Below are 24346 nucleotides of genomic sequence, written 5' to 3' on the forward strand. Positions count from 1 at the left end.
TCGGAGATGATCGGAGCCGTGCCCGATACACCGTTGACCATTCCGGGTCTGCTCGCGCGCGCCGTCGCCGATCACGGTGACCGGATCTATGCGGTCAGCCCGACCGGCCGACTGACCTACTGTCAGGCCGAACAGCGCTCCGCGGAACTGGCCCGGTGGATGTTGGCTCTCGGCGTCGGTAAGGGGACCCGGGTCGGGTTGTTCTTCGCCAACGACATCGAGTGGATCATCTGGTGGCTGGCGGCGTCGCGCATCGGCGCGGTCGCGGTCCCGCTGAGCACCATGTACCGGCCCGGCGAGCTGGCCAAGGTGGTCAGGCTGGCCGACGTCGGACTGCTCGTCGCGCCGGCCCGGGTGCTGGACATCGACGTCGCCGCGCGTTTGGAGGCGGCATTCCCCGGCCTCGCCGATCAGCGGGCGGACCGGCTGTCGCTGCCGGCTGCACCGTTTCTGCGGCGCATCGCGCTCACCTCCGGCGCCGGTGTCGCCTGGGCGTCCCGGTGCGATGACGACACCGACGACACCGACGACGGCGACGACCGGGTCGGCGCTGACGTGCTGGCTTCGGCCGAGGCCGAGGTATCCGCCGCCGACCTGGCCATCATGGTGCACACGTCGGGATCGACCGCGGATCCGAAGGGCGTTCTGCACACCCACGGAACCCTGGTGCGGCAGACCTCGACGTGGCCGGCCGCCATCCGGGCCGTCACCGGGTCGCAGGATCCACCGGTGATCGTCTGTGCCATGCCGTTGTTCTGGATCGGTGGCGTGTTGGCCGTCATGGGTGCGATGCACGAGGCGGTGACGTTGCTGCTGATGCCACGACTCGATGCGGGTGTGGCCCTGGACCTCGCCGAGGCCGAACGGGCCACCGGCATCGTGGGTTGGCCGGCGTTCACCCAGCGGATGCGCGAGCATCCCAGCTTCGCCGGCCGTGATCTGTCGTCGGCGCCGATGCTGCGTCACGGTCCACTCGACATCGCGATGACCGATGTGCCCGACGGATATCCGGTGCACCGCACCATGTCCGAGACAGCGGGCGGCTTCGCCTACACCGACATCGCGGTGGTCGACGACGGGGGTACCCCGGTCGCCGACGGTGTGGTCGGAGAACTGCTGGTTCGCGGCATCGGCGTGATGGCCGGATACAACAAGAAAGAACGGTGGGAGACCTTCGACGCGGACGGGTGGTACCACACCGGAGACCGGGTCTACCGCCGCGCCGGCGATCCGCGGCTGTTCTATGTCGGGCGTAGCACCGAGCTCATCAAGACCTCGGGGGCCAACGTCTCCCCGCTCGAAGTCGAGGCCGTGATCGGGGAATTCGACGAGGTGGCGCAGTGCGTGGTGGTCGGGGTGCACCATCCCGAGCGAGGTGAGGAAGTGTGCGCGGTCGTGGTTGGTGGCACTGCCCAGTTGGACCTCGAAGCCCTGGCTCGTCGTGCCCGTGACGTGTTGTCCCCCTACAAGGTGCCCACTCGGTGGATCCCGGTGTCCAGCGCGCAGATTCCCACGCTGCCCAGCGGTAAATTGAACCGAAAAGCTCTGCGGGACTGGGTAGTCGGCTCAGTTCTGTCGGGGCAGTAGCTCACGGACGAACTCGTCGAGGAAGCGCGGCATGTCGACCGGGCCGGCCGGTCTGATCACGAACTTCGTCAGCCCGGCTGCGAGGTAGCCGTCGAGTTGTGCATGCAGGGCAGGCCAGTCCTCGGCGACCAGGTCCGTCGGCCGCAGGTCCGGGCGTCGTCTGCGCACCGAGTCCGCAACGGCCGCCGGCAGCGTACCGGTGCCCACAGCGAGGTTGATGCCGTAGTGATCGGCAGGGATGCTGCGGCCGGCTTCGCCGGCCGCAGCGACGATCTGAGTGTGCGCATCAGCGGTCTCCTCGGGGGTGAGGAAGCTGCCCAGCCACCCGTCGCCGTGCGTCCCGACCCGGCGGTACCCTGCGGCTGACGCGCCGCCGAGCCAGATGTCCAGCGGTGCGGCGGTTTTGGGGAGAATCCGCACGTCACGTACATCGTGATAGGTGCCGCGAAAGGCGACCGGATCCGTGGCGTCCGGGTCGAGTGCGGCACGGAGCAGGGTCAATGCCTCGTCGAACACCGCACCGCGACGGCCTGCCGGAACGGGGAACAAGTCGCGTTCGGCGGGCAGTGCCGAGCGCAGACCGAACACCGGGAGCACCCGTTTGGGCGCCAGCGCGGCCAGTGAAGCCAGCTGCTTGGCCACCAGGACCGGGTGGCGGCCCGGCAGCACCGCCACCGAGGTGCCGACCTTCAGTTCCGTTGTGCGCGACAGCGCGAACGCCATCCCGATGACGGGGTCGACCGCCTGCGAGTAGACGATCTCGGAGAACCACAGTGAGTCGACTCCCGCTGCCTCCAGGCGGTCGACGATGCCGGGTAGGTCCTGCGTGGCGGTCTCGGGCCCCAGCCCCACTCCGAAGCGGATCTTCACGACTATCCACCGTAGCGATGCGCCGTATGCGTGCTGTGCCCGCGTGAGCGGTGACAGGATGGTGCGCGTGGCAGAGCGCATCACGTTCCCCAGCAGCAGCGGACCCGCCCTGGCGGGCCTGATCGACCAACCCGAGGGCGAGTGCCGCGGGTGGGGGGTCTTCGTACACGGGTTCACGCTGGGCAAGGACAGTCCCGCGGCCAGCCGAATCTGCAAGCAACTGGCCAGCGAGGGCATCGGAATGCTGCGCTTCGACGCCCTGGGCCTCGGTCAGTCCGCCGGCGACTGGGGTGACGGTTCGTTCTCACACAAGGTCGCCGACACGGTGCGCGCCGTGCAGTTCATGAACGAGTCCGGACGGGAGGTACGACTGCTGGTCGGTCATTCGTTCGGCGGGTCGGCGGTGCTGGCGGCCGCGCACGAGTGCCCCACCGTCGCCGCGGTGGTCAGCGTCGGTGCACCGTGCCAGCCGTCGCACATCGAGCACATCTACGACACGCTGGTCCATCGCGTCGAATCCGAGGGCGAAGCAGAGCTGACGATCGGGGGCAAGGCTTTGACCCTGCGCCGCCACTTCGTCGAGGACGTCCGCACCGCCGATCTGCGCGACCGCATCGAAACCCTGCGCCGGCCCCTGCTGGTCATGCACTCCCCGACCGACAACACCGTCGGCATCGACAATGCCAGCCACATCTTCCAGACGGCCCGCCACCCTCGCAGCTTCATCTCGCTGGAGGGCGCGGACCATCTGCTGACCGGCAAGAACCAGGCGGCGCGCGCTGCGCGGATCATCAGCGCCTGGGCCGACCCCTACCTGTGAGCGGCCGCCAGCCGTCAGTCGTCGCTGCTGGAACCCGAGTCGCTGCCGGAACCGGAGTCGCTGCGAGAGCCGGAGTCGCTGCCGGAACCGGAGTCGCGGCGAGAGCCGGAGTCCTTGCCAGAACCGGCGTCGCCGTCGGACGACTTTCCGGCCGAGCTGTCCGAATCGCCCGCCTCTGCATCGCGCTTGCCGAAGCTGTCGGTGACCTTCGAGAACGACGAGCTGATGCTGTCCCGCACCTGCCGCAGCGTCTGGCCTGCTGAGCTGGGCTTGCGGTGCTTGGGCCCGGTCGAAGCGGGCTCGTCGGCGTCCTCGGTCACCTCCGGCTCCTCGACGATGTCAGCATCCTCAACGGTGCCGGCGTCGTCGGTTTCGGTGGTCGGTGCCGGAGCCGATGGCGTCACGACCTCGTCGACGACATCCTGCGGCGCGGCGGCGACCGACTCCGCGGCAACGCTGTCGACGGTCGGCTCGTCGACATCGGGATCCTCGAACACCGGACCCGGCACGGGCTCGTTGTCGGGATTGGGTACGAACGGCGCGCACACGGTGCACTGCGTCCCGAGGACGAAGGGATTGAACGCGGTGTTCAGCCCCGTGCCGAGGCTGATCAGGCTGCTGACCACCAGTTCAGCGGTCAGCGGCTTGATCGCGGAGTAGTCCGGTGTGCCGGTGAGGCTGTCGTAGAAGTTGGTGAACGGTTCGGTGGCGTCGAGTCTGACGGTCTGACCCGACCACGGCACTTCCGGCCCGTCCTCGTCCTTGACGTAGCACTGGCCGCTCTCGTCGCAGGTGATGCCAGCGCGCGTCTCCGGGAACGTGTAGCCCTCCGGCGAAAACAGCGCGGGGATAGCACTAACATTGAACATTTTGCTGAGAATGTCGGCTGGGTCATCGCAGGCGCCGGGGCCGGTTCCGGTGCACCCGGTGGCCATGGGAAGTTGGGAGGCGGCGACGGTTGCCACGATGTTGCCCAGCGGCACCGCGAGCTCGGGGAACGGGATCAGGATGTTGGTGATCGCCTGGTAGCGCGAGGGATCTGCGGGGTCGGTGCCGAGGATGTTGGTCTGGCTGTAGAGCCACCAGCTACCGGTGTAGCGAAGGTTGCGTCCCAGACCGGGCACGCTGCCGTCGGGTTGGGTGAGTGTCACCCCTTCGTAGGTCGGTTGGAAGTCGAAGTCGCCCTCGGGGTCGGATCCGAGTTGAACGTTGCCCTCGCCCAGTGCGGTGAAGAAGTTGAACGGCGTATTAGCAAGAGCGATAAACAGATTCGCCGGAATATTGAAGACGTTGGTGGCGTCTTGTGTTGCGGCGAACGGAGTCGGCGCGGTGGGCGCTTCGGGCTGTGTGCACAGCGCGCCGGCATTCTCCCCGGCGCAGCTCTGCGTGGCGGCCGCCAGTGCCACATCCCACCGGGCAGTACTCTCGCCGAGGTTCGGTGTGGTGATCGGTGTCGCGGTGATGACGCCTGCTCCGACCAGTGCGGCGCCGGCTGTGACATAGGAACGTGCTGTGGGCATGACGGACCCTTCCGTGTTGCTGTCCGAGTCCCCGACCGCTCGAAACGTATCCGTATCGTGACCTGATGTCCAGCCCATCGGATGAAAATTTCGTTATCAGTTCATTTGCTAACGAGCGCGTCAGTTAATCCAGTACTTGCGTGCAGCAAAGAATTGGCCGGTTCCGGCGGTCGGCAATAGACTGCCCCGTCGTGCGAATCGTCGCCATCCACATCTCACCGGGCCGTCGAATTCCGATGCGCGCGGTCGACGCCGTCGACGCCGAAGCCGGCAAGGGCTTGATCGGAGATCGCTACCACGGCACCCGGCACCGCCACGTCACCATCCAGTCTCAGGAGTTGCTCGACGCGGCCGCCGAAGAGCTGGGCGCCCCCGTCGACGCCGGACTGACAAGGCGCAACCTCACGGTCGACGCCGGCATGATCCCGACCGCACCGGGCACGCGCCTGCGCGTCGGCGAGGTCGAACTCGAGGTGGTGCGCGTGTCGGCGCCCTGCCGGCTGCTCGACGACGGCATCGGTGCGGGTGCGGCAGCCGCACTCCGGGGCCGGGCCGGCTCGGTGTTACGGGTTCTGAGCTCCGGACGGATTCAGCTCGGCGATGACGTGGCCATCGCGCCGAGCTGATCGGGTCAGCTGCCGGCGGACCCGTCGTCGGCCCCCGCTTCCGCCGGCAGCGGAGGCGGAAGCGGTGTCGTCGGCGTGGGCGTCGCTTGCTGGGGGCCCGCCCCAGGCGACTTCGGAGACGAGGCCACCCCGGACGAATGGAAGTCCAGCATCGGCTCTCTGCGGATGACCTCACCGCCCGAGCTGATGACAAGCGCGCTCGACGTCACCGAATACTCGATGCCGTCGTTGTCGGCGGTGTATTCGCCATCCCCGGCGCTCTGCGCGGGCAGGATGAGCCGCGCCCCGTCGCGCACCCGTACGCCCCGGTATTGATACTCGCCGTCGGAATCGCGACAGATCGCGACCCGGGAACTGCCGGTGCTGCCGAACACGACCACGCTCGCCGGGGCCGAGCAGCGCGCAGTCGAGTCGACATAGCCCTGACTGTCGGCGTCGGGTGCCGCGTGTGCCGCCGGTACAACCGTGCAGAGCAGCGACAAGCAGGCGGCGGTCAGCGCCGCCGTTGCGGTGGTTGCGCGGTGAGCAGACATCACCACCAGCAGTACACGGCCCGCACCGGGCGCGCGAAGCGCAGGGCGCACCGATCGCCACATCGTTGGGCTTTCGAGACCGGGTTGTAATGACCCGGCGCGCGGCGACGATGAAACGAACGATGAAGCGACAGCGTTTCGGTCGGGCTGCAGCAGCGTGCGCCGCGCTCCTGCTCTGCGCCGGCCTTCTCGTCGAAGGGTTCTCCCCGCCTGTGGCGGCTGCGGCACCCCCTCCCACCAAGGACTTCTCCCGGCCTGCCGTGGTCATCCTCGGCTACGGGCTCAACGACAACGGCACCATGCGCGCGATCCTGCGCAGGCGCGTGCTGACCGGTCTGACTGTCGCGCAGTTCTTCCCCCAGTCCCCCGTGATCGTCACGGGCGGCAACCCCCGTGGCGGCAACACCGAGGCCGGGCAGATGCGAAAGATGCTGCGCGTGCTGGGCTTCCCGGAAGAGCGCATCATCGTCGAGGACCGGGCCAACAGCACGGTGCAGAACGCGGCGTTCTCGGTTCCGCTCGCCGAACAGGCGGGCACCACGGGGATCATCCTGGTGACTTCCTCGACGCACCAGAACCGCGCGGACGGCAACTTCGCCGACGCAGGCGCAAACGTGCTGGCCACCGTCAGTTTTCCCGACGGCGACCCGTCAACCAACATCGCCCAACTCGTGCGCGACGTCATCAGCCCGTTCATCACCATCACCTAGCGCGCGTTAGCGTCGCCGGTGTGGACACACAACCGCAGCGCAGGCACCGGTGGGGGCTGGGTGCCTTCGTGCTCGTCGAACTGGTCTATTTGGCGACGGCGATCGGATTCGCCGTCTTCCTGATCGGCACGAGCCTGGATCCGGTGCCCACGGCCGTGGCGGCGACTCTGGTGCCGTCGCTGTTGGCCGCGACCGTGGCCGTAACGGTCACCGTGGTGAGGGGAAACGGACCGCGAGCGGACCTCGCGCTGCAGTGGTCCTGGCGCGCTGCGGGTCTCGGATTGCTGTTCGGTGGGCTGGGGCTGCTGGTCACGATTCCCGCCGCGTCTCTGTGGGTGTGGGTGGTCGGTGAGGGCGCCAACAGTGCCGCCGGCGAGGTGTTCGGCAACGTGCAGAGCACCTGGGCGTGGGCCCTCGTCGTCTTCGCGGCCGTCGTGTTCGTCGCGCCGGTCTGTGAAGAGATCGTCTACCGTGGCCTGCTCTGGGGCGCGGTGGACCAACGGTGGGGACGCTGGACCGCATTCGCCGCCACCACCGTGGTGTTCGCCGTCGCGCACCTCGAGTTGACCCGTGTGCCTCTGCTGTTGGTCGTCGCGATCCCGATCGGGCTGGCGCGGCTGTACACCGCGAATCTCAGCGCCAGCATCGTCGCGCACCAGGTGACGAATCTTCTGCCGGGTCTTGCGCTCATGTTCAGTGTGGCCGGCTCGGTACCTGCTGCCTGAGTCGTCCGACTCAGCCGAACGCGCCGGCCATGTAGGCGTCGCGGCACGCGAGGCGAGCCAGTTTTCCGCTCGTGGTGCGGGGGATCGATCCTGCGGGCACCACGCGGACGTCGGCCACGGCGAGCCGGTGCCGGTCCTCGACCGCTGCGCGGATTTCGGTGACGGCCGCTGCCGGGTCGGCGCGGGCCGTGCCGGTGGCGCGTTCGGCGACGATCACCAGACGCTCGGGCGGCTCACCCGGCACGGTGAACGCCGCGATGTAGCCGCGCCGCACCAGCGGCGATGCAGACGCGGCGGTGGCCTCGATGTCATGCGGAAAGTGGCTGCGCCCCGAGACGATCACCAGGTCGGCGAGCCGGCCCACCACGTACAGTTCCCCCTCCAGATAGAACCCCAGGTCGCCGGTACGCAACCATGCCCGATCCGGGGTGGCCCCCGACGCGTGGCCGGCCTCCTTCGTCGCGGCGAGGCGGCCGCCGAATGTGTGCTCGGTTTCGTCAGGGCGACCCCAGTAGCCCCGTCCGACGTTGTCTCCCTGCAACCAGATCTCTCCGACGAGGCCATCGGGCAACTCGGTTCGCGACGACGGGTCGACGATCACGCAGGACAGGCTGCGCGCGATGTGCCCGCACGACACCACGGGAAGCGCCGCCGGGTCGCCGGCCGTCACAGAGACAGCGAGCCCCTCGGAAAGGCGATCCCGGTCGAGGTGGACCACACTCACCTCGGTGCCGGGGTCGATGGTCGAGACGAACAACGTGGCCTCGGCGAGGCCGTAGGACGGCTTGAACGCCGACGGGGACAATCCGAAGGGGGTGAACGCCGTACGGAAAGTGTCGATCGCCGAGATGCTCACCGGTTCGGAGCCGATGATCATCACGACATTGCTCAGGTCGACGTCGCCGGCGTCGCGGGGCACCCCGCGCTGAGCAGTCCATTCGTAGGCGAAGTTCGGCGCGGCCGTCACGACCCGGCCGATGCGCGAGCCCGCCGACAGCGCCTCGATCCACCGCAGGGGCCGCCGGATGAAGGCGGTCGGCGCCATCAGCGTCGAGTGGCCGCCATACACAGCGGGAAAACCGATCATCGACAAGCCCATGTCGTGGTAGAGCGGAAGCCAGCTGACACCGTGGGTGTTTCGGTCGAGCAGGTCGATCGACAGGATCATCTGCAGAAGGTTCGTCCCCACCGCGCGGTGAGTGATCTCCACCCCGACCGGCGCGCGGGTGGCACCACCGGTGTACTGCAGGTGTGACACGTCGTCGACGTCGATGAGCGTGGGCCGGAAATCGTCTGCCGCAGCGTCGGGGACCTCGTCGACGGCAATGACCGCCGGGCGCTCGGGCAGCGCGGTGGCGTCCAGAAACGATTCGATCGCGCCGCGAGCCCGTGAGGTGGTCAGCACCGCCGTGGGTCGCGCATCCCGTAGCGCGGTGTCCAGACGCTCCGCGTGCCCGGGCAACTCCGGCGCGAACAGGGGCACCGCGATCGTCCCGGCGTTGAGTGCGGCGAAGAAGCCGGCGATGTAGTCCAAGCCCTGAGGCGCCATGATCGCGACCCGGTCGCCGCGGGCGGCGACGCACTGCACGTGATGGCCGACCGCCCGCATCCGCACGCCCAAAGCGCGCCAGGTGATCTCGTCCACCACCGGGCCGGCCCCACTGGCGAAATCGAGGTACCGGTAGGCCACCGCATCGGCGACACTGGCGATGTTGCGCTGGATCAGGGAGATCAGCGTGACATCCGGCGGCAGCGCGATGCCACCGTCTGCGTCGAGGCAGTCCTCGACCTGAAGCAGGCCCACTCCGATGTCATGATCCGCACCGTCGCGCATGACCGCAGTTTAAGCGCGCCGCGTGCGCTCGCTGTCGGCTGGACAGGTCCGCAGACCCGGCCGCGTCGGCAATGTCGCTGTCCAGCAATGCTTCCGCTGCGCGGGCGCCGCCATGGAAGCGGGAACGCTGTGGTCCATCGCACACATCGCCGCGCCCCCGCGGCGTTTCACGTCTTCACCCGCGCGGCAGAAGACCGCGACGTTTCACTCCCCCGCGGAGTCGTCACCGGAGCCGGAATCGTCATCCGAGGCGGACGTGTCAGCGGATCCGGACCCGGTATCCGGGGCGGACCTGTCACCGGTCTTCGACGACGATGCCTCACCGGTGGCGCCGTAGTTGTCACCCTCGGTGTCCGGTTCAGCCTCGGACAGCGCGACATCGTCGTCGTCCTTCGATTCGTCGACCGCCCCGTCGGCGGTCGGCGACGAGTCGACATCCTCGTCCTCGAGGTCCACGTCCGATTCGACATCCTGCTCGGCGGGCTCGCCTTCGCTGTCGTCGACATCACCGACGGCAGAATCGCTTTCACTCTCGGCTGCGGCGAGATCGATGTCGGCCGGCTCCTCGACGGGTGCGCTCTCGGCGGTCGCCTCGGTACCGTCGCCGGCCGCGGCGTCGGCAACGTCGAGGGTCTGTGGTCCGGCCGTCCTGGCGGCGGTCGCGGCCGGGGTCGCGCTGGAGGCGTGCGGAAACTCCGCGAGAACGTCGTCGTGCAGGTCCTCGTCGACCAGTCCCACGTAGTCGCGATCGTAGGCGGAGTCGATGATCCGCTTGAGTGGATCGTTGAGGGCGTCGGCCAATGCGTCGAGGCCGATGTTGCGCAGCGGCTGGAGGAGCGGGATGTTCTGCGAGCGGATCAACACGTAGGTCGTGTTGCCGTCGATCCACACCAGCTTCTCGGAGGTGTCGAGGTCGACGTCGTCGTAGCCGTCGATGTGGATGTGCTGGAAGCCGGCGATCGCGTTGGCGACGGCCAGCAGGTTGAACAGGTTGTCCGGCACGTCGGCCGCACCGTCGTACTCCATGGCGATGTCGAGCACCCGGTAGGCATTGTCGGCAGGAGTGGGGTCCTCGATGTCGTAGACCGGCCGGACCCCGCCGTACTTGCGTTGCGGGTTCGCCATCAGGACGAACGACAGGTCGGCCGGTGTCGGCGCCCACGCGGTTTCGCCGTACTCCAGCATCCATTCGGTGGCGATCATCGCCCCTTGGGAGAAGCCCACCACCATGGTCGGCGGCGCGGTGGTGGCGAGCGCCGCGCGGAGGGCCCACAGCCCGCTGGACTCTCCGATGTTGGGTACGCCCGAGAGGTATTCGACCTCGTCACAGGTGTTTCCGGAGGCCTGCGAACAGAACCCGCCCTGCAGCATATCGGCCATGTCCCAGTCCAATGAACCGAGCGAGGTGTACCCGGTGACCGTCAGGACATTTGCTGCCAAATTGACGTCCGGCGATACAAAGGCGCTGGAAGCAGCGATTGAAGAGGCCGCAGCAACCGCGAAGAGTCCGCGCACAGGGGGTCCTTGTCCGTATCTGCCAGCTCAGCTGGGGCCTATCGAAGACAGAAATGGACATTAATCCACACGCGTCAATTCCTCAAGAGATAGCCGTCATTCCAGTTCAGAGGGCTTTTGACCGAATGGTTGAAAAAGCGAGCGGGCCGAGGCGGCAGGCGCACCACGAAAAGGCCCACCGTGTGATCGGAATCATGCCAGCAATCGCACGATTCGGCTGCACTTCAGGCGCTGTTCACCAGACGGGGCCGAGCCGGAGTATAGAGTGCTTTGCTGCGCGGATCGGGCGGTTTCAGGCGATAATGCGCACCAAATACGGCGTCATGCCGTTGGTGCGCACCGACGAGACGGCGACACCCTTGTCGGTCGTTTCGACCATCTGGCCGTTGCCGATGAACAACGCGACGCTCTGCGTGCCTTCCGGACCGTAGAAGATGAGGTCGCCCGGCAGCGCTTGCGCCGGGGCCACCTTCTGGCCGACCTTGTACTGCTCGCCCGACGAGCGAGGCAACTTGACCCCGACTCCCGCATACGCGTAGACCATGAGCCCCGACGCATCGAAACCGACCACCTCCACACGGGGCGCCGGCGTTGGGCTCGCGACATTGGGGGTGGCGGCCGGGAGGTTCAGGCCGGGAACCAGATCCAAAGCGGCGGCGTCGGTTTCGGCCTCATCGGGCTCGGATGCCGCGACGGTGCCCGCGCTCGGTCCCGACGCCCCGCCCCCGCCGTAGGCGAACGGCACGCCCCGCTGGGACATCGCGCGGGCGATGACGGTCTCGACCGCCTTCTGGTTCGTCGCCGACCGGGTGTCAGCCGACGCCAGACCCGGCGTCGCCATCAGCAACACAAGCCCCATCACGAGCGCGCACACGCGTGCCATCGCAGTTCACCGCTTTCCGCACGCCGGCACCGTGCGGTGCCGGGAACATCGATTAACAACTGTCACTATGACCACTTCTACACCACCAAAAACAGTGGCTGAGCGTCGTCGCAGGACGGTGAACGAAGTCGATGCGGTACCGGAACCGAACGGTGATCTACGGGCGCGGCTCACCCGTTAGGGTGACCGCCGTCACTCAGCCCAAGGCGGCCAGCGCGGCGTCGTAATCCGGCTCCTGGCCGATCTCCGGCACCAGTTCGGTGTAGGTGACCTTCCCGTCGGCGCCCACCACCACGACGGCGCGCGCGAGCAGTCCGGCCATCGGTCCGTCGGCGATCGTGATACCGAAGTCCTCGCCGAAGCTGTCACGGAACGCCGACGCCGTGGTGACGTTCTCGATGTCCTCGGCCCCACAGAAACGCTTCTGGGCGAACGGCAGGTCCTTCGACACACACAGCACCGAAACCCCGCCGGCCGCGGCACGCTCGTTGAACGTCCGCACGCTGGCCGCACACACGGGGGTGTCGACCGAGGGGAAGATGTTCAGCAGCACCGGCTTGTCGCGGAACTGCTCGGCACTGACCTCACCCAGATCCGTTCCGGTCAGGGTGAAGCTGGGCGCCGGCGAGCCGACCGCGGGCAGTTCTCCGACGGTGTTGATCGGGTTTCCACGCAAGGTTATCTGTGCCATGCGCCCAGTCTGCCAAGCGCAGCGCCGGTCGTCGCGCCCGGGTCCGGACCGTGTGGCACTCAGTCGCGGCCCGGCGGCGGCCCGTACAGGCGGGCGATGTCGGGCGAGTCCAGCCAGCCCGAGTAGGTGGGGCGCTGCGGCCAGCCGTCGGGCGAATCCTGCCAGCTCTCCTGTCTCCCCCAGGGCAGCACATCGATGAGTCCGAAGGTGTGGCTCAACTGTTCGGTACCCCGGCCGTTGGTGTGCCAGGTGCGATAGACCGCGTCGCCGTCGCGCAGGAACACGTTGACCGCGAATCCGGTACCGGGAGCGGCGTCGACGTCGGCGGCGAACGCGCTCTCCGACGACGAGTACCACTCCATCGAATTGCCGACCCGGTCCCGGTAGGCCAGTGCCTCGTCGATGGGTCCGGCGGTGACGATGACGAACTTCGCGTCGTAGCTGTCCAGGAACTCCAGTCGGGTGAACTGCGAGGTGTAGCCGGTGCAGCCGCCGCACTGCCAGTGCGCCCCGTCGTTCCACATGTGGTTGTAGACGATCAGCTGTGAGCGTCCGTCGAAGATGTCCATCAGCGGCACCGGTCCGTCGGGTCCGATCAGGGTGTAGTCGGGCATCCGCACCATCGGCAGCCGGCGCCGTTGCGCGGCGATCGCGTCCAGTTCGCGGGTGGCGGCTTTCTCCCGCGCACGCAGCGCCTCGAGTGCCGAACGCCATGTTGCGGCGTCGACCACAGGCGGCAGGGCGGTGGATTCGGACATCGGGGCTCCCCTCTCCGGCGGATGCGCTCAGTTCTGTCACAGCGACAGTGCTGTCCATATCGACCGGACCGGGCCGCGATACTCATCGCTGACAGGATGGCGGCATGAACACCAGCGCTGCCCCGCGCCTGAGAACGGCCCGGCCCGGATCGTGGTCGACGCGGCTGTGGGCCGAGATCACACCGACCTATGAGGCCATCATCGGCCATCCCTTCCTCAGCGGGCTGACCGACGGCAGCCTCGATCCCGCGGCGTTCGCGCAGTATGTCGCCCAGGACGTGCACTACCTGCGCGCCTACGCCCGCGCGCTGGCGGTCGTGGCGGCCAAGGCCCCCACTCTGGCCGACACCGCCATGTTCACCCGCCACGCCGCCGACATCTTCGACGTCGAGCTGGAACTGCATGACGAGCTGCTGCCCGCACTGGGGTTGTCCGCCCAGGCGGTCGACGCCCTCCCGGAGACCCCGACCACCCAGGCCTACACCAGTTATCTGCTGGCCACTGCGTACGACGGCAGCTTCGCCGACGGCCTGGCAGCGGTGCTGCCCTGCTACTGGATCTACGCCGAGGTCGGTGCCGAGTTGCTGTCCCGCGGTTCCACCGAGCCGCGCTACCAGCGCTGGATCGACAGCTACGGCGGTGACGAGTTCGCCGCGACGGTCGGCGAGGTGCTCGCGCTGGCCGACCGCACCGGACCGACGTTGACGGCCGGGCAGGAAAGCGTGGCCCGAGCGCATTTCGCTGCTACTGCTCGCTACGAGTGGATGTTCTTCGACGCCGCGCACCGGCGCGAATGCTGGCCGCTGTAGGTCACGGCCCGCCCAGGCGTGCGACGAGCCGGGCAACTCGGTGGTCGACTGGCTATGCTTGCGGCTCTCCTCGAGAAGAGGAGACGGCTCACGAGAATCGAAGGACAGATGTCGGCGCAGGCCAGTCCATCGGCGAACGTGCCGCCCGCGGCCACGTCCGCCGGCGGCCACATCAGACTGACCTCCCACAGTGCCGGGGCGGAGGCGCCCACGCTGTCCTGGGGCGCCGCGACGGCTGCCGAGCGGGGCCCGGTGGTGGGCACCATCAGACGCACCCATCGCAACGTCATCGGCACGCACAGCGGCGCCTACGGTGTCTACCGCGCCCTCGCAGTGGCTGCCGGGGCACTGTCCCGTGAGCACCGCGCCGACCTGACCGACACCTCACCGACCGACCTGATCGGCCCCTTTCCGCAGTGGGGGCAGCCAGGGGTGATCGTCAGCCTCGACCCCTGGGGCGCCGTGGTCGCCGATGTGTTCGCCGATCAGCTGGCCGAAGGGCTCGACATCCGTCCCACCATCGCGGTGACCAAGGCCCAGGTGATCCTCCCCGAGATCGGCGACGCCCTTCGCGCGGGCCGTCTCGTGCCGGACGGCCGGGTGCTGCTCGACGCCGGCGCCGCGCAGGTCACCAAGGCCGCGGTCGAACCCGTGTGGCATCTGCCCGGGGTCGCGGCACGCTTCGGATGCAGCGAAAACGACCTGCGCCGGGCTCTTTTCGAAGAGACCGGGGGCATGTACCCCGAACTGGTGACCCGCCCGGATCTCGAAGTGTTCCTGCCGCCGATCGGTGGGCAGACCGTCTACATCTTCGGTGCGCCAGGCGATCTGGCCGATCCGGGCATCGAGCTGACCGCGCGGGTCCACGACGAATGCAACGGTTCGGACGTGTTCGGGTCCGACATCTGTACCTGCCGCCCCTATCTGACGCACGCGATCGAGGAGTGCATCCGCGGCGCTCAGCGCGGCGGGGTCGGTCTGGTGGCGTACTCACGCAAAGAGGGGCGCGCGCTCGGCGAGGTGACGAAGTTCCTGGTGTACAACGCCCGCAAGCGCCAGGCCGGTGGCGACACCGCCGACCAGTACTTCGCCCGGACCGAATGTGTCGCCGGGGTCCAGGACATGCGCTTCCAGGAGCTGATGCCCGACGTGTTGCACTGGCTGGGAATCACGAAGATCCACCGCCTGGTCTCGATGAGCAACATGAAGTACGACGCGATCACCGGTTCGGGTATCGAAGTCGGCGAGCGGATCTCGATCCCCGACGAGCTCATCCCGGCCGACGCCCGCGTCGAGATCGACGCGAAGATGGCCGCGGGTTACTTCACGCCCGGCGCCGCTCCCGGAACCGAGGAGCTCAAGAAGGTTCGGGGCCGGGGGCTGAACGAATGAGCTCCGACCACGGTGCGTTCGGCGCGGGTCCTGCTGTCCGGGACACCGAAGAGGCGGTCGATCAGGCGGTGGCCGAGCTGCAGACCACCGGTGCGGTGCGCACCCGCGCGCACCGCCTGCTCGAGCGCGCCCGCGCCGGAGAGTCCCGATGGTTCGTCGTCCACGACGACGCCCTGGACGCCACGGCCGCCGACGTCGCCGAGATCACCCGCACCCGCTTCCCCGACCTGGACGTCCCGGTACACAGCCGCTGGAACCACTTCCAGGCCGGTGGACGCGACCGGCGCGGTGATCTCGACGCGCTGCTCGGCGACGGTGACCTCGCCGAGCGCAGCCGCGCGATGATCGATCTCACCCTGATCAGCGTGCTGCTCGACGCCGGGGCCGGTCCGGACTGGAGTTTTGTCGAGGACTGTGACGGCTCGCGGTCCCCCTATCGGCGGTCCGAGGGTCTGGCCGTGGCCAGTTGGCACGGCTTCGTCCGCGGCCGGTTCTCCGCCGACCCGGCGCGGCCCCTGCGGGTCGATGCGGCGGCACTGGCCGCGTTGACCGACGACGATCTGCGGGCCGTCTTCCAGGTCGGTCCCGCCAACCCGCTGGTGGGTCTCGCCAGTCGCGTCGAGTTGCTGCACCGGCTCGGCGCTGCGCTGCGCGGTCACCCGGAGATATTCGGTGAGCAGGCCCGCCCGGGTGGGTTGTTCGACGCGCTGCCCCGCACGGATCGGGGCGTCGACGCCCACGTCCTGCTCAGTGCCCTGCTGACCGCACTGTCACCGATCTGGCCGTCCGACAACAAGATCGGTGACCGGGCGGTAGGCGACTGCTGGCCCCACGAGGCCGTGGCCGGGCCTGGGCTGAGCAACGGGTGGATGCCGTTGCACAAGCTGTCGCAGTGGTTGACCTACTCGCTGGTCGAGCCCTTCGCGGCCGGTGGCGTCACCGTGACCGGCCTCGACCGGCTGACCGGGCTCGCCGAATACCGCAACGGCGGGCTGCTGATCGATACGGGGGTCCTGGCGATGCGGGACCGCGACGACGCCCTGCGCACCTGGCGTCCCGCCGACGAACTGGTGGTGGAATGGCGGGCGCTGACCGTCGCGCTCCTCGACGAGCTGGCTCCTCTGGTGTGCGCCCGCCTGGGACTGGATCCGGCACGGACACCGCTGGGCTGCGTGCTCGAGGGCGGGACATGGGCCGCCGGGCGGGCGTCGGCGCAACGGTGGCGCGGAGGCCGGCCGCCGCTGTCGATCGCCAGTGACGGCACGGTGTTCTGACGGTGACTTCCGACAGGTCGACGGGCGCCGTACACCTCGTCGAACATCCGCTGGTCCAGCACAAGATCACCTTGATGCGCCGGAAAGATGCCTCCACCAACACCTTCCGTCGGCTGGTGCACGAGGTCTCGGCGCTGATGGCCTATGAGGTCCTGCGCGACGTCGCCACGCACGAGGTCGACGTGGACACGCCGCTGGAACGCACCACCGGCAGGGTCATCGACGGCAAGAAGCTCGTCTTCGCGTCGATCCTGCGCGCGGGAACCGGCATCCTCGACGGAATGCTCGAAGTGGTGCCGTCCGCCCGGGTCGGCCACATCGGCCTCTACCGTGACCCGAAAACCCTTGTCGTGGTGGAGTATTACTTCAAGATGCCGGCGGATCTACCCGATCGCGACGTGATCGTCGTCGACCCGATGCTGGCCACCGGGCACTCAGCGGTGGCCGCGCTGGACCGCCTGGCCGAGTACCGGCCGAAGTCGCTGAAGTTCGTCTGCCTGGTGAGCTGCCCCGAAGGGCTGGCCGCGCTGGCCCACGCGCACCCCGACGTACCGGTCTACACCGCCGCGATCGACCGCCAACTCGACGAGCACGGGTACATCCTCCCCGGGCTCGGCGACGCAGGCGACCGGATATTCGGCACCAAATAGTTCGCACCCCGCCCCCGCGGACTGCCTCCCGCCGTACTGTGAACTATGGCCATCATCGAAGCTGACCTTCAGCCACAGACGCCGTTCGAGCGTGACGTCGCCGACACGCAGGCGTACTTCGACAGTCCCCGGTTCGAGGGCATCGTCCGCCTCTACACCGCCCGGCAGGTCGCCGAGCAGCGCGGCACCATCCCGGCCGACTATCCGGTCGCCCGAGAGGCTGCCGCCGCGTTCTATCCGCACCTGCGCGAGTTGTTCGCCCAGGGCCGCAGCATCACGACGTTCGGTCCCTACTCCCCCGGCCAGGCCGTCGTGATGAAGCGGATGGGAATCGAGGGGATCTACCTGGGCGGCTGGGCGACCTCGGCGAAAGGTTCGATCTCCGAGGACCCCGGACCGGACCTGGCGAGCTACCCGCTCAGCCAGGTCCCCGAGGAAGCCGCGGGACTGGTGCGGGCGCTGCTCACCGCCGATCGCAACCAGAACTATCTGCGGTTGCAGATGACCGAAGAGCAGCGGGCAGCGACGCCGGCCTACGACTACCGTCCGTTCATCATCGCCGATGCCGACACCGGTCACGGCGGCGATCCGCATGTCCGCAACCTGATCCGGCGCTTCGTCGAAGCCGGAGTGCCGGGCTATCACATCGAAGATCAGCGGCCCGGCACCAAGAAGTGCGGTCATCAGGGCGGCAAGGTGCTGGTGCCCTCCGACGAACAGCTCAAACGGCTCAACACCGCGCGATTCCAGCTCGACGTCATGCGGGTCCCGGGGATCATCGTCGCGCGCACCGATGCCGAGGCTGCCAACCTGATCGACAGCCGCGCCGACGAACGTGATCAACCCTTCCTGCTGGGCGTCACCAATCTCAAGATCCCCCCGTACAAGGCGTGCTTCCTGGCGATGATGCGGCGGTTCTACGAGCAGGGCATGACCGAGATCAACGGTCACCTGCTCTACGCGATCCCCGACGCCGAGTACGCCGCGGCCGACGCGTGGCTGCAGCGCCACGGGCTGACCCAGCTGATCGACGACACCGCCGCCGCCTGGCAGGACAGCACGGACCCGTCACTCTCGTCGGTCGACGCCGCCTACGACGCGGTGGAGTCCCGGTTCGTCGAGGTGTGGCAGGACGACGCCGGGGTGGGCACCTACGCCGACGCGGTGGCCGATCTGCTCGACTTCCGGCAACGCGAGGGCGAGGCCCCGGCGATGAGCTCGAGCGAGTGGCGCGCCTTCGCCGAGTCGGCGTCGCTGTACTCGGCGCGGGAGAAGGCGAAGGAACTCGGCGCCGACGCGGCCTGGGACTGCGAGCGGGCCAAGACGCCCGAGGGTTACTACCAGGTGCGCGGCGGCATTCCCTATGCGATCGCCAAGTCATTGGCGGCCGCCCCGTTCGCCGACATCCTGTGGATGGAGACCAAGACCGCCGACCTGGCCGATGCCAAGCAGTTCGCCGACGCGATCCACGCGGTCTACCCCGACCAGATGCTGGCCTACAACCTGTCGCCGTCGTTCAACTGGGACACCACCGGCATGAGCGACGAGGAGATGCGGGCGTTCCCGGAGGAACTCGGCAAGATGGGCTTCGTCTTCAACTTCATCACCTACGGCGGGCACCAGGTCGACGGTGTCGCGTCCGAGGAGTTCGCGACGTCGCTGCGTCAGGAAGGCATGTTGGCGTTGGCCCGGCTGCAGCGAAAGATGCGCCTGGTCGAGTCGCCCTACCGCACTCCGCAGACCCTGGTGGGCGGACCGCGCAGCGATGCCGCGCTGGCCGCCTCCTCGGGTCGCACCGCGACGACCAAGGCGATGGGCAAGGGCTCGACCCAGCACCAGCATCTGGTGCAGACCGAGGTGCCGAAGAAGCTGCTCGAAGAGTGGCTGGCCCTGTGGAGCGAGCACTACCAGCTGCCCGAGAAACTGCGCGTGCACCTGCGGCCCCGCCGTGCCGGCTCCGACGTGCTCGACCTGCAGATCGTCAGCGACGGTTCCGAAGACGGCGCGGAGCCGCTCGCCAATGTGGTCGTCGATCCGATCAAGGACCGGCACGGTCGCAGCATCCTGACCGTCCGCGACCAGAACACCTTCGCTGAGCAACTGCGCAAGAAGCGGTTGATGGATCTGATCCACGTGTGGCTCATCCACCGCTTCAAGGCCGAGATCGTCTACTACGTCACCCCCACCGAGGACAACATCTACCAAACGGACAAGATGAAGTCGCACGGCATCTTCAGCGACGTCTACCAGGAAGTCGGCGAGATCATCGTCGCCGATGTGAACCAGCCGCGCATCGACGAACTGGTCGCGCCGGACCGCGAGGCGCTCAACCGGTTGATCCGCAAGGAGGACTGAGCAGGGAGGCGGCCGCGCCGCTGCGTCGCTGCGGCTCGGCCGCTACAAGATCGCTGCGGCTCGGCCGCTACAAGATCGCTGCGGCTCGGCCGCTACAAGATCGCTGCGGCTCGCCGCAGAAGCCCGCGCCAGTGCTCGACAGTCTCCGCCTCGGTGACGGCGAACCGTTGCAGCCGCACCGGATCGGGTGCTGCGGGCATCGGCGCGGCGGGCAGGTATGCGTCCCTGGGAATCAGCGACCTCGCCTCGGACACCACGTCGGCCTCAGCGAGCCAGCCGGGCACCGGCCCGCACGCGAACAGCAGCTGGGGCAGCGCCGCGGCCAACGCCACATCGGCGGCCAACCCGATGCTGGTGGTGCCGGTGAACTGCACCACCACGGGCAGGCCGAGTTTTTCCGCGCGGCGCATCGCCCGGCGAACCCCGCCGGACGGGCCGCAGCGCAGGACGGCGAGGTCGGCGCACTGCGGATCGGCAAGCAACAGCGCTGCGTCCACTGCGATCGGGACGTCGGCCCTGCGCCGAACGGACCTGGCAGCGGCGGGATCTCGGCACTCCAGCAGCACGAACTCGATGTCCTCGGCGCGCAGATCAGCGATGCGCGCCACCGCCGCCTCGACGTCGCCGGCCGCGACGGTGGGTCGTCGGGTCCCGTCGTCGACCGGGACCCGGCCGCGCACCGCGTCGGGCCAGCCGACAGTGCTCGGCTCCATCGCCGCGGTCAACCACCGCGCCGCGAGCGCGTCGTCGGCGCCGGGCGGCGGGCTGAACTCACCCCAGCCCTGGGGTCCCTCGACCAGCACGGCGTGGCGCGGGCCGGCCGCGGTCGGCACCGCGATCACCGGGGCGTCGTCGAAATCGATGAGTGTTCTCACTGACCGACAAGCTAGCCCGTGGCTACTCTTGGCCGGTGGCCGACGCCCCGTTTCTCCTGTTGTCGATCCGCGGCGAAGATGAGGCCGCCGACGACGAGTACCAGGCGATGATGCGGTTCACGGGTCTGGGCGAAGCGGGCCTGCGCCGCGTTCGGCTGACCCACCGCCGGCTCGGTGAGGTCGATCTGAGGCACTGGTCGGGCATCATCCTCGGCGGCGGGCCCTACAACGTCAGCGACGACCCCGATACCAAGTCGGAAACCCAACGTCGGGTCGAAGCCGAGCTGGCCCGCCTGCTGGCGGACGTGATCGCCGATGACTTCCCGTTCCTGGGATGCTGTTACGGCGTCGGCACCGTGGGAAGAGCGGTCGGCGCGGTCGTGGACCGCGCGCACAGCGAGCCCGTCGGGGCGGTCACGGTCGAGCTGACCGACGCCGGCCGCGACGATCCGCTGTTCGCCGGGCTGCCGGACTCGTTCGAGGCGTTCGGCGGCCACAAGGAGGCGGCGTCACAGCTGCCCCGCCATGTCCTCCTCCTCGCGACCTCCCCGGCGTGCCCGGTGCAGGCGTTCCGGGTCGGCGCCAACGTCTACGCCACCCAGTTCCACCCGGAACTCGACGTCGAGGGCATCTGTACCCGCATCGACGTGTACAAGGACCACGGCTACTTCGCTCCGGAGACCGCAGAGTCACTCAAAGCCGATGCGCGGCAGCGTGATGTGCGGCACCCGACGGTCATCATGAGGCGCTTCGCGCAACGTTACGCCCGGCCGGCGTAGAGCTCGTCGACGTGCGAACACAGCGGCCCGGCCGCCACGACGTCGCGGCTCAGGCGTCGGGAATCTCGAACTGGGCGCGCGCGATCTGCTCGATCCACGGGGCCAGCCGCGCCCGCAGTCGGTTGTGTTCGGCGTCCTCGTCGTAACTCCGGTACGCCGCGACGTCGTCGAAGTCCGCGACGATCACGAAATCCCAGTTTCCGTCGCGCAGACCGACGTCGGTTCCGATCGTGAAATCCCGTGTTCCCGGGAGGTTCAACTCGGCCAGGCACTGTTGGATCTGCTCGACCTCCGCACGGTCGTACCCCGCTGTCAGCTTGGCCAGCACCACGTTGCGAATCATCGGCGCACCCTAACAGGGCGGATTGGTAAGCAGTTCGAATAAAGACTTGACTGAGTCCAAAAAAGATCGTAGAACTTTCGTGTGACCTCGGACGCGGTGGGCCTGCTTCGTAATGCGGAGCTGCGGGTGACCCGTCCAAGGCTGGCCGTACTGGCTGCCGTCGCAGAGCATCCGCACGCCGACACCGACACCATTGTCGGGGTGGTCCGGCAGGCCCTGCCCGAAGTGTCCCGGCAAGCCGTGTACGACGTCCTGGCGGCGTTGACCGGCGTCGGTCTGCTCCGCAAGATCCAACCGAGCGGCTCGCCGGCGCGGTACGAATCCCGGGTCGGCGACAACCACCACCACATGGTGTGCCGCTCCTGCGGTGTCATCGCCGACGTGGATTGCGCCGTCGGCGAGGCGCCCTGTCTCATTCCCTCCGACCCGGCCGGCGCACTGGAGGGTTTCGTCGTCGACGAAGCCGAGGTCGTCTACTGGGGCGTCTGTCCGGCCTGCGCCGCCCGCAACGTGGGATCACAACCGTGATCACAGTCCGATTCACCACTCCCGAAAGGAAATGCCGTGCCTGACGACGGTCGCACCATCGAAGAGACTCCGCCGATCGGCGAAGCGCAGAGTGATCCCGTCGAGGGCGGTTGCCCGATGGTGATCAAGCCGCCCGTGGAGGGCGGCAGCAACCGGGACTGGTGGCCCAACGCGGTCAATCTGAAGATCCTGCAAAAGAATCCCGACGTCATCGACCCGATGGACGACGGCTACGACTATCGCCAGCGGGTTCAGAACCTCGACGTCGACGCGCTGACTCGCGATGTGGACGCGGTCATGACCGACTCCCAGGACTGGTGGCCCGCCGACTTCGGCCATTACGGACCGTTTTTCATCCGGATGACCTGGCACGCTGCGGGCACCTACCGCGTCCAGGACGGCCGCGGTGGTGGCGGCCGGGGTATGCAGCGCTTCGCGCCGCTGAACAGCTGGCCCGACAACGTCAGCCTGGACAAGGCGCGCCGCCTGTTGTGGCCGGTCAAGAAGAAGTACGGCAAGGACCTCTCCTGGTCGGACCTGATCATCTTCGCCGGCAACCGCGCACTCGAGCACATGGGCTTCAAGACCGCCGGATTCGCGTTCGGCCGCCCGGACTACTGGGAGCCCGAAGAGGACGTCTACTGGGGTGCCGAGCACGAGTGGCTGGAAACGTTCCACCGCTACCCCGGTGACAACTCCGAGCGCACCAAGCTGGAGAACCCGCTGGCCGCCACCCACATGGGCCTGATCTACGTCAACCCCGAAGGCCCCGAGGGCAAACCGGATCCGGTGGCGGCGGCCGTGGACATCCGTGAGACGTTCGGCCGGATGGCGATGAACGACGTCGAGACCGCCGCGCTCATCATCGGTGGCCACACCTTCGGCAAGACCCACGGCGCCACCGAGGTGGAGAACGGGCCGGAGCCCGAAGCCGCTCCGCTGGAGATGCAGGGCCTCGGCTGGGCGAACTCGGGCCTCGGAAACGACACCGTCAGCTCGGGCCTCGAGGTCATCTGGACCCACACACCCACCAAGTGGGACAACAGCTTCCTGGAGATCCTCTACGGCAACGAGTGGGAGCTGACCAAGAGCCCTGCCGGCGCCTACCAGTGGAAGCCCAAGGACGGCGGCTGGGCCAACACCGTCCCGATGGCACAGGGCGACAAGAAGACCCACCCGTCGATGCTGACCACCGATCTGTCGATGCGGATGGACCCCGGGTTCGAGAAGATCACCCGCCGGTGGCTGGACCACCCGGAGGAGCTCGCCGAGGAGTTCGCCAAGGCATGGTTCAAGCTGCTGCACCGCGACATGGGCCCGGTGGTCCGTTACCTCGGGCCGCTGGTGCCGCAGCAGACCTGGTTGTGGCAGGACGTCGTTCCGGCCGGCAGCGACCTGTCCTCCGACGACATCGCCACCCTCAAGAGGGCGATCGCCGACTCCGATCTGACTGTGCAGCAGCTGGTGTCGACCGCGTGGAAGGCGGCCTCGTCGTACCGCAGCAGCGACATGCGCGGCGGTGCCAACGGTGGCCGGATCCGGCTGCAGCCGCAGCTGGGCTGGGAGGCCAACGAGCCTGACGAGCTGTCGCTGGTCATCCGCAAGCTCGAGGAGATCCAGGGATCGTCGGGCACGTCCGTGTCGTTCGCCGACCTGGTGGTGCTCGCCGGAAACGTCGGCGTCGAGAAGGCCGCCAAGGCCGGCGGTGTCGACGTCGAGGTGCCGTTCACCCCCGGGCGGGGCGACGCCACCCAGGAGCAGACCGACGTCGAGTCGTTCTCTTACCTGGAGCCCAAGGCCGACGGCTTCCGCAACTACGCCGGCAAGGGGCTGCCGCTGCCGGCGGAGTACCAACTCATCGACAAGGCGAACCTGTTGGGTCTGTCGGCGCCCGAGATGACGGTGCTGATCGGCGGCATGCGGTCGCTGGACACCAACTACGGCGGGACGAAGCTGGGTGTGCTCACCGACCAGCCCGGTGTGCTGTCCGCTGATTTCTTCGTCAACCTGCTCGACATGAGCACCAAGTGGGCTCCGGCCCCGGCTGACGACGGCACCTATGTGGGCACCGACCGCGCCAGCGGTGAACAGAAGTACACCGCCAGCCGCGTCGATCTGCTGTTCGGGTCGAACTCGCAACTGCGGGCGCTGGCCGAGGTCTACGCCGAGGACGACTCGAAGGAGAAGTTCGTCAAGGACTTCGTCGCGGCGTGGACGAAGGTGATGGACGCCGACCGCTTCGACGTGCGCTAGTCACGGCGATCCCGCT

At 68.2% G+C, this 24346-nt stretch carries 23 protein-coding genes; 13 read left to right on the forward strand and 10 right to left on the reverse strand.

Annotated features, from left to right (window positions below):
• Positions 1 to 18: 18 nt before the first annotated feature.
• A complete protein-coding gene (locus ACEWX3_RS14035; protein WP_374159732.1) occupies positions 19 to 1587 on the forward strand; it encodes a class I adenylate-forming enzyme family protein in 1569 nt (522 codons plus the stop codon).
• Here ACEWX3_RS14035 and ACEWX3_RS14040 read toward each other — a convergent pair.
• Positions 1567 to 2457 (reverse strand): TIGR03854 family LLM class F420-dependent oxidoreductase, encoded by an 891-nt coding sequence (locus ACEWX3_RS14040; RefSeq protein ID WP_374159733.1) that lies wholly within the window; start codon positions 2455 to 2457, stop codon positions 1567 to 1569. The genes ACEWX3_RS14035 and ACEWX3_RS14040 overlap by 21 nt on opposite strands.
• A gap of 67 nt (positions 2458 to 2524) precedes the next feature.
• Between ACEWX3_RS14040 and ACEWX3_RS14045 the strand changes: the two genes are divergently transcribed.
• Positions 2525 to 3277 carry a S9 family peptidase gene (locus ACEWX3_RS14045; RefSeq protein WP_152517434.1) on the forward strand — a complete coding sequence of 251 codons (753 nt, stop codon included), beginning with the start codon at positions 2525 to 2527 and terminating at the stop codon, positions 3275 to 3277.
• Positions 3278 to 3291: 14 nt separating this feature from the next.
• On the opposite strand, the gene ACEWX3_RS14050 is transcribed toward ACEWX3_RS14045, so the two are convergent.
• The gene (locus ACEWX3_RS14050; RefSeq protein WP_374159734.1) at positions 3292 to 4797 is read right to left on the reverse strand and encodes a hypothetical protein; all 1506 of its coding nucleotides are present in this window, start codon (positions 4795 to 4797) and stop codon (positions 3292 to 3294) included.
• Between the two features lie 191 nt (positions 4798 to 4988).
• Between ACEWX3_RS14050 and ACEWX3_RS14055 the strand changes: the two genes are divergently transcribed.
• Entirely contained in the window at positions 4989 to 5423 is a 435-nt protein-coding gene (locus tag ACEWX3_RS14055) for an MOSC domain-containing protein (protein ID WP_221357423.1), read from the forward strand.
• A 5-nt stretch (positions 5424 to 5428) separates the two neighbouring features.
• On the opposite strand, the gene ACEWX3_RS14060 is transcribed toward ACEWX3_RS14055, so the two are convergent.
• Complete coding sequence (locus ACEWX3_RS14060) at positions 5429 to 5956, reverse strand: hypothetical protein (RefSeq protein WP_221357817.1); 528 nt, start codon at positions 5954 to 5956, stop codon at positions 5429 to 5431.
• A gap of 122 nt (positions 5957 to 6078) precedes the next feature.
• Between ACEWX3_RS14060 and ACEWX3_RS14065 the strand changes: the two genes are divergently transcribed.
• Positions 6079 to 6666 (forward strand): YdcF family protein, encoded by a 588-nt coding sequence (locus ACEWX3_RS14065; RefSeq protein WP_286183194.1) that lies wholly within the window; start codon positions 6079 to 6081, stop codon positions 6664 to 6666.
• Positions 6667 to 6686: 20 nt separating this feature from the next.
• On the forward strand, positions 6687 to 7391 hold the full coding sequence (locus tag ACEWX3_RS14070; RefSeq protein ID WP_207067358.1) for a CPBP family intramembrane glutamic endopeptidase: 705 nt from the start codon (positions 6687 to 6689) through the stop codon (positions 7389 to 7391).
• A gap of 10 nt (positions 7392 to 7401) precedes the next feature.
• Here ACEWX3_RS14070 and ACEWX3_RS14075 read toward each other — a convergent pair whose 3' ends face one another.
• The 5 genes from ACEWX3_RS14075 to ACEWX3_RS14095 form a co-directional block, all read right to left on the reverse strand.
• Complete coding sequence (locus ACEWX3_RS14075) at positions 7402 to 9225, reverse strand: fatty acyl-AMP ligase (protein WP_207067359.1); 1824 nt, start codon at positions 9223 to 9225, stop codon at positions 7402 to 7404.
• Between the two features lie 204 nt (positions 9226 to 9429).
• Complete coding sequence (locus ACEWX3_RS14080; RefSeq protein WP_374159735.1) at positions 9430 to 10605, reverse strand: PE-PPE domain-containing protein; 1176 nt, start codon at positions 10603 to 10605, stop codon at positions 9430 to 9432.
• 427 nt (positions 10606 to 11032) lie between these two features.
• Positions 11033 to 11623 (reverse strand): NlpC/P60 family peptidoglycan-binding protein RipD, encoded by a 591-nt coding sequence (ripD, locus tag ACEWX3_RS14085; protein WP_207067360.1) that lies wholly within the window; start codon positions 11621 to 11623, stop codon positions 11033 to 11035.
• 196 nt (positions 11624 to 11819) lie between these two features.
• Complete coding sequence (gene tpx / locus ACEWX3_RS14090) at positions 11820 to 12314, reverse strand: thiol peroxidase (RefSeq protein ID WP_207067361.1); 495 nt, start codon at positions 12312 to 12314, stop codon at positions 11820 to 11822.
• A 59-nt stretch (positions 12315 to 12373) separates the two neighbouring features.
• Positions 12374 to 13072, reverse strand: a complete 699-nt coding sequence (locus ACEWX3_RS14095; protein ID WP_374159736.1) for a DUF899 domain-containing protein — start codon at positions 13070 to 13072, stop codon at positions 12374 to 12376.
• Between the two features lie 104 nt (positions 13073 to 13176).
• On the opposite strand from ACEWX3_RS14095, the gene tenA reads away from it, so the two are divergent.
• The 5 genes from tenA (at position 13177) to aceA (ending at position 19552) form a co-directional block, all read left to right on the forward strand.
• Positions 13177 to 13881: a thiaminase II gene (gene tenA, locus ACEWX3_RS14100; RefSeq protein WP_374159737.1), complete on the forward strand. Its 705-nt coding sequence runs from the start codon at positions 13177 to 13179 to the stop codon at positions 13879 to 13881.
• A gap of 108 nt (positions 13882 to 13989) precedes the next feature.
• Positions 13990 to 15273, forward strand: coding sequence for a GTP cyclohydrolase II (locus tag ACEWX3_RS14105; RefSeq protein ID WP_374159738.1), 1284 nt, complete (start codon positions 13990 to 13992; stop codon positions 15271 to 15273).
• Positions 15270 to 16547: a DUF1688 family protein gene (locus tag ACEWX3_RS14110; protein WP_374159739.1), complete on the forward strand. Its 1278-nt coding sequence runs from the start codon at positions 15270 to 15272 to the stop codon at positions 16545 to 16547. The genes ACEWX3_RS14105 and ACEWX3_RS14110 overlap by 4 nt, the downstream gene beginning before the upstream one ends.
• Positions 16548 to 16549: 2 nt before the next feature.
• Entirely contained in the window at positions 16550 to 17197 is a 648-nt protein-coding gene (upp, locus tag ACEWX3_RS14115; RefSeq protein ID WP_374159740.1) for a uracil phosphoribosyltransferase, read from the forward strand.
• Positions 17198 to 17242: 45 nt separating this feature from the next.
• On the forward strand, positions 17243 to 19552 hold the full coding sequence (gene aceA / locus ACEWX3_RS14120) for an isocitrate lyase ICL2 (RefSeq protein WP_374159741.1): 2310 nt from the start codon (positions 17243 to 17245) through the stop codon (positions 19550 to 19552).
• 92 nt (positions 19553 to 19644) lie between these two features.
• Here the strand turns inward: aceA and ACEWX3_RS14125 are convergent, their stop codons facing one another.
• Entirely contained in the window at positions 19645 to 20427 is a 783-nt protein-coding gene (locus ACEWX3_RS14125) for an O-succinylbenzoate-CoA synthase (RefSeq protein ID WP_374159742.1), read from the reverse strand.
• A 35-nt stretch (positions 20428 to 20462) separates the two neighbouring features.
• Between ACEWX3_RS14125 and ACEWX3_RS14130 the strand changes: the two genes are divergently transcribed.
• Positions 20463 to 21206 (forward strand): glutamine amidotransferase, encoded by a 744-nt coding sequence (locus ACEWX3_RS14130; RefSeq protein WP_207067369.1) that lies wholly within the window; start codon positions 20463 to 20465, stop codon positions 21204 to 21206.
• Between the two features lie 49 nt (positions 21207 to 21255).
• On the opposite strand, the gene ACEWX3_RS14135 is transcribed toward ACEWX3_RS14130, so the two are convergent.
• Complete coding sequence (locus tag ACEWX3_RS14135; RefSeq protein WP_207067370.1) at positions 21256 to 21549, reverse strand: Dabb family protein; 294 nt, start codon at positions 21547 to 21549, stop codon at positions 21256 to 21258.
• A gap of 81 nt (positions 21550 to 21630) precedes the next feature.
• On the opposite strand from ACEWX3_RS14135, the gene ACEWX3_RS14140 reads away from it, so the two are divergent.
• Both ACEWX3_RS14140 and katG read left to right on the forward strand, forming a co-directional pair.
• Positions 21631 to 22077 (forward strand): Fur family transcriptional regulator, encoded by a 447-nt coding sequence (locus ACEWX3_RS14140; RefSeq protein ID WP_221357450.1) that lies wholly within the window; start codon positions 21631 to 21633, stop codon positions 22075 to 22077.
• Between the two features lie 117 nt (positions 22078 to 22194).
• Positions 22195 to 24330, forward strand: a complete 2136-nt coding sequence (gene katG / locus ACEWX3_RS14145) for a catalase/peroxidase HPI (protein WP_221357829.1) — start codon at positions 22195 to 22197, stop codon at positions 24328 to 24330.
• Positions 24331 to 24346: the final 16 nt, after the last annotated feature.

Source organism: Mycobacterium sp. G7A2, from assembly GCF_041902445.1.
Classification (GTDB): Bacteria; Actinomycetota; Actinomycetes; order Mycobacteriales; family Mycobacteriaceae; genus Mycobacterium.

Bases quoted from the DNA above. Each gene is read 5' to 3' on its own strand.
- ACEWX3_RS14135 (WP_207067370.1), bottom strand. From the start codon at position 21,549: ATGATTCGCAACGTGGTGCTGGCCAAGCTGACAGCGGGGTACGACCGT.
- aceA (WP_374159741.1), top strand. From the start codon at position 17,243: ATGGCCATCATCGAAGCTGACCTTCAGCCACAGACGCCGTTCGAGCGT.
- ACEWX3_RS14110 (WP_374159739.1), top strand. From the start codon at position 15,270: ATGAGCTCCGACCACGGTGCGTTCGGCGCGGGTCCTGCTGTCCGGGAC.
- ACEWX3_RS14080 (WP_374159735.1), bottom strand. From the start codon at position 10,605: ATGGCCGATATGCTGCAGGGCGGGTTCTGTTCGCAGGCCTCCGGAAAC.
- tpx (WP_207067361.1), bottom strand. From the start codon at position 12,314: ATGGCACAGATAACCTTGCGTGGAAACCCGATCAACACCGTCGGAGAA.
- ripD (WP_207067360.1), bottom strand. From the start codon at position 11,623: ATGGCACGCGTGTGCGCGCTCGTGATGGGGCTTGTGTTGCTGATGGCG.
- ACEWX3_RS14095 (WP_374159736.1), bottom strand. From the start codon at position 13,072: ATGTCCGAATCCACCGCCCTGCCGCCTGTGGTCGACGCCGCAACATGG.
- ACEWX3_RS14105 (WP_374159738.1), top strand. From the start codon at position 13,990: ATGTCGGCGCAGGCCAGTCCATCGGCGAACGTGCCGCCCGCGGCCACG.
- tenA (WP_374159737.1), top strand. From the start codon at position 13,177: ATGAACACCAGCGCTGCCCCGCGCCTGAGAACGGCCCGGCCCGGATCG.
- ACEWX3_RS14050 (WP_374159734.1), bottom strand. From the start codon at position 4,797: ATGCCCACAGCACGTTCCTATGTCACAGCCGGCGCCGCACTGGTCGGA.
- ACEWX3_RS14065 (WP_286183194.1), top strand. From the start codon at position 6,079: ATGAAGCGACAGCGTTTCGGTCGGGCTGCAGCAGCGTGCGCCGCGCTC.
- ACEWX3_RS14060 (WP_221357817.1), bottom strand. From the start codon at position 5,956: ATGTCTGCTCACCGCGCAACCACCGCAACGGCGGCGCTGACCGCCGCC.
- katG (WP_221357829.1), top strand. From the start codon at position 22,195: ATGGTGATCAAGCCGCCCGTGGAGGGCGGCAGCAACCGGGACTGGTGG.
- ACEWX3_RS14075 (WP_207067359.1), bottom strand. From the start codon at position 9,225: ATGCGCGACGGTGCGGATCATGACATCGGAGTGGGCCTGCTTCAGGTC.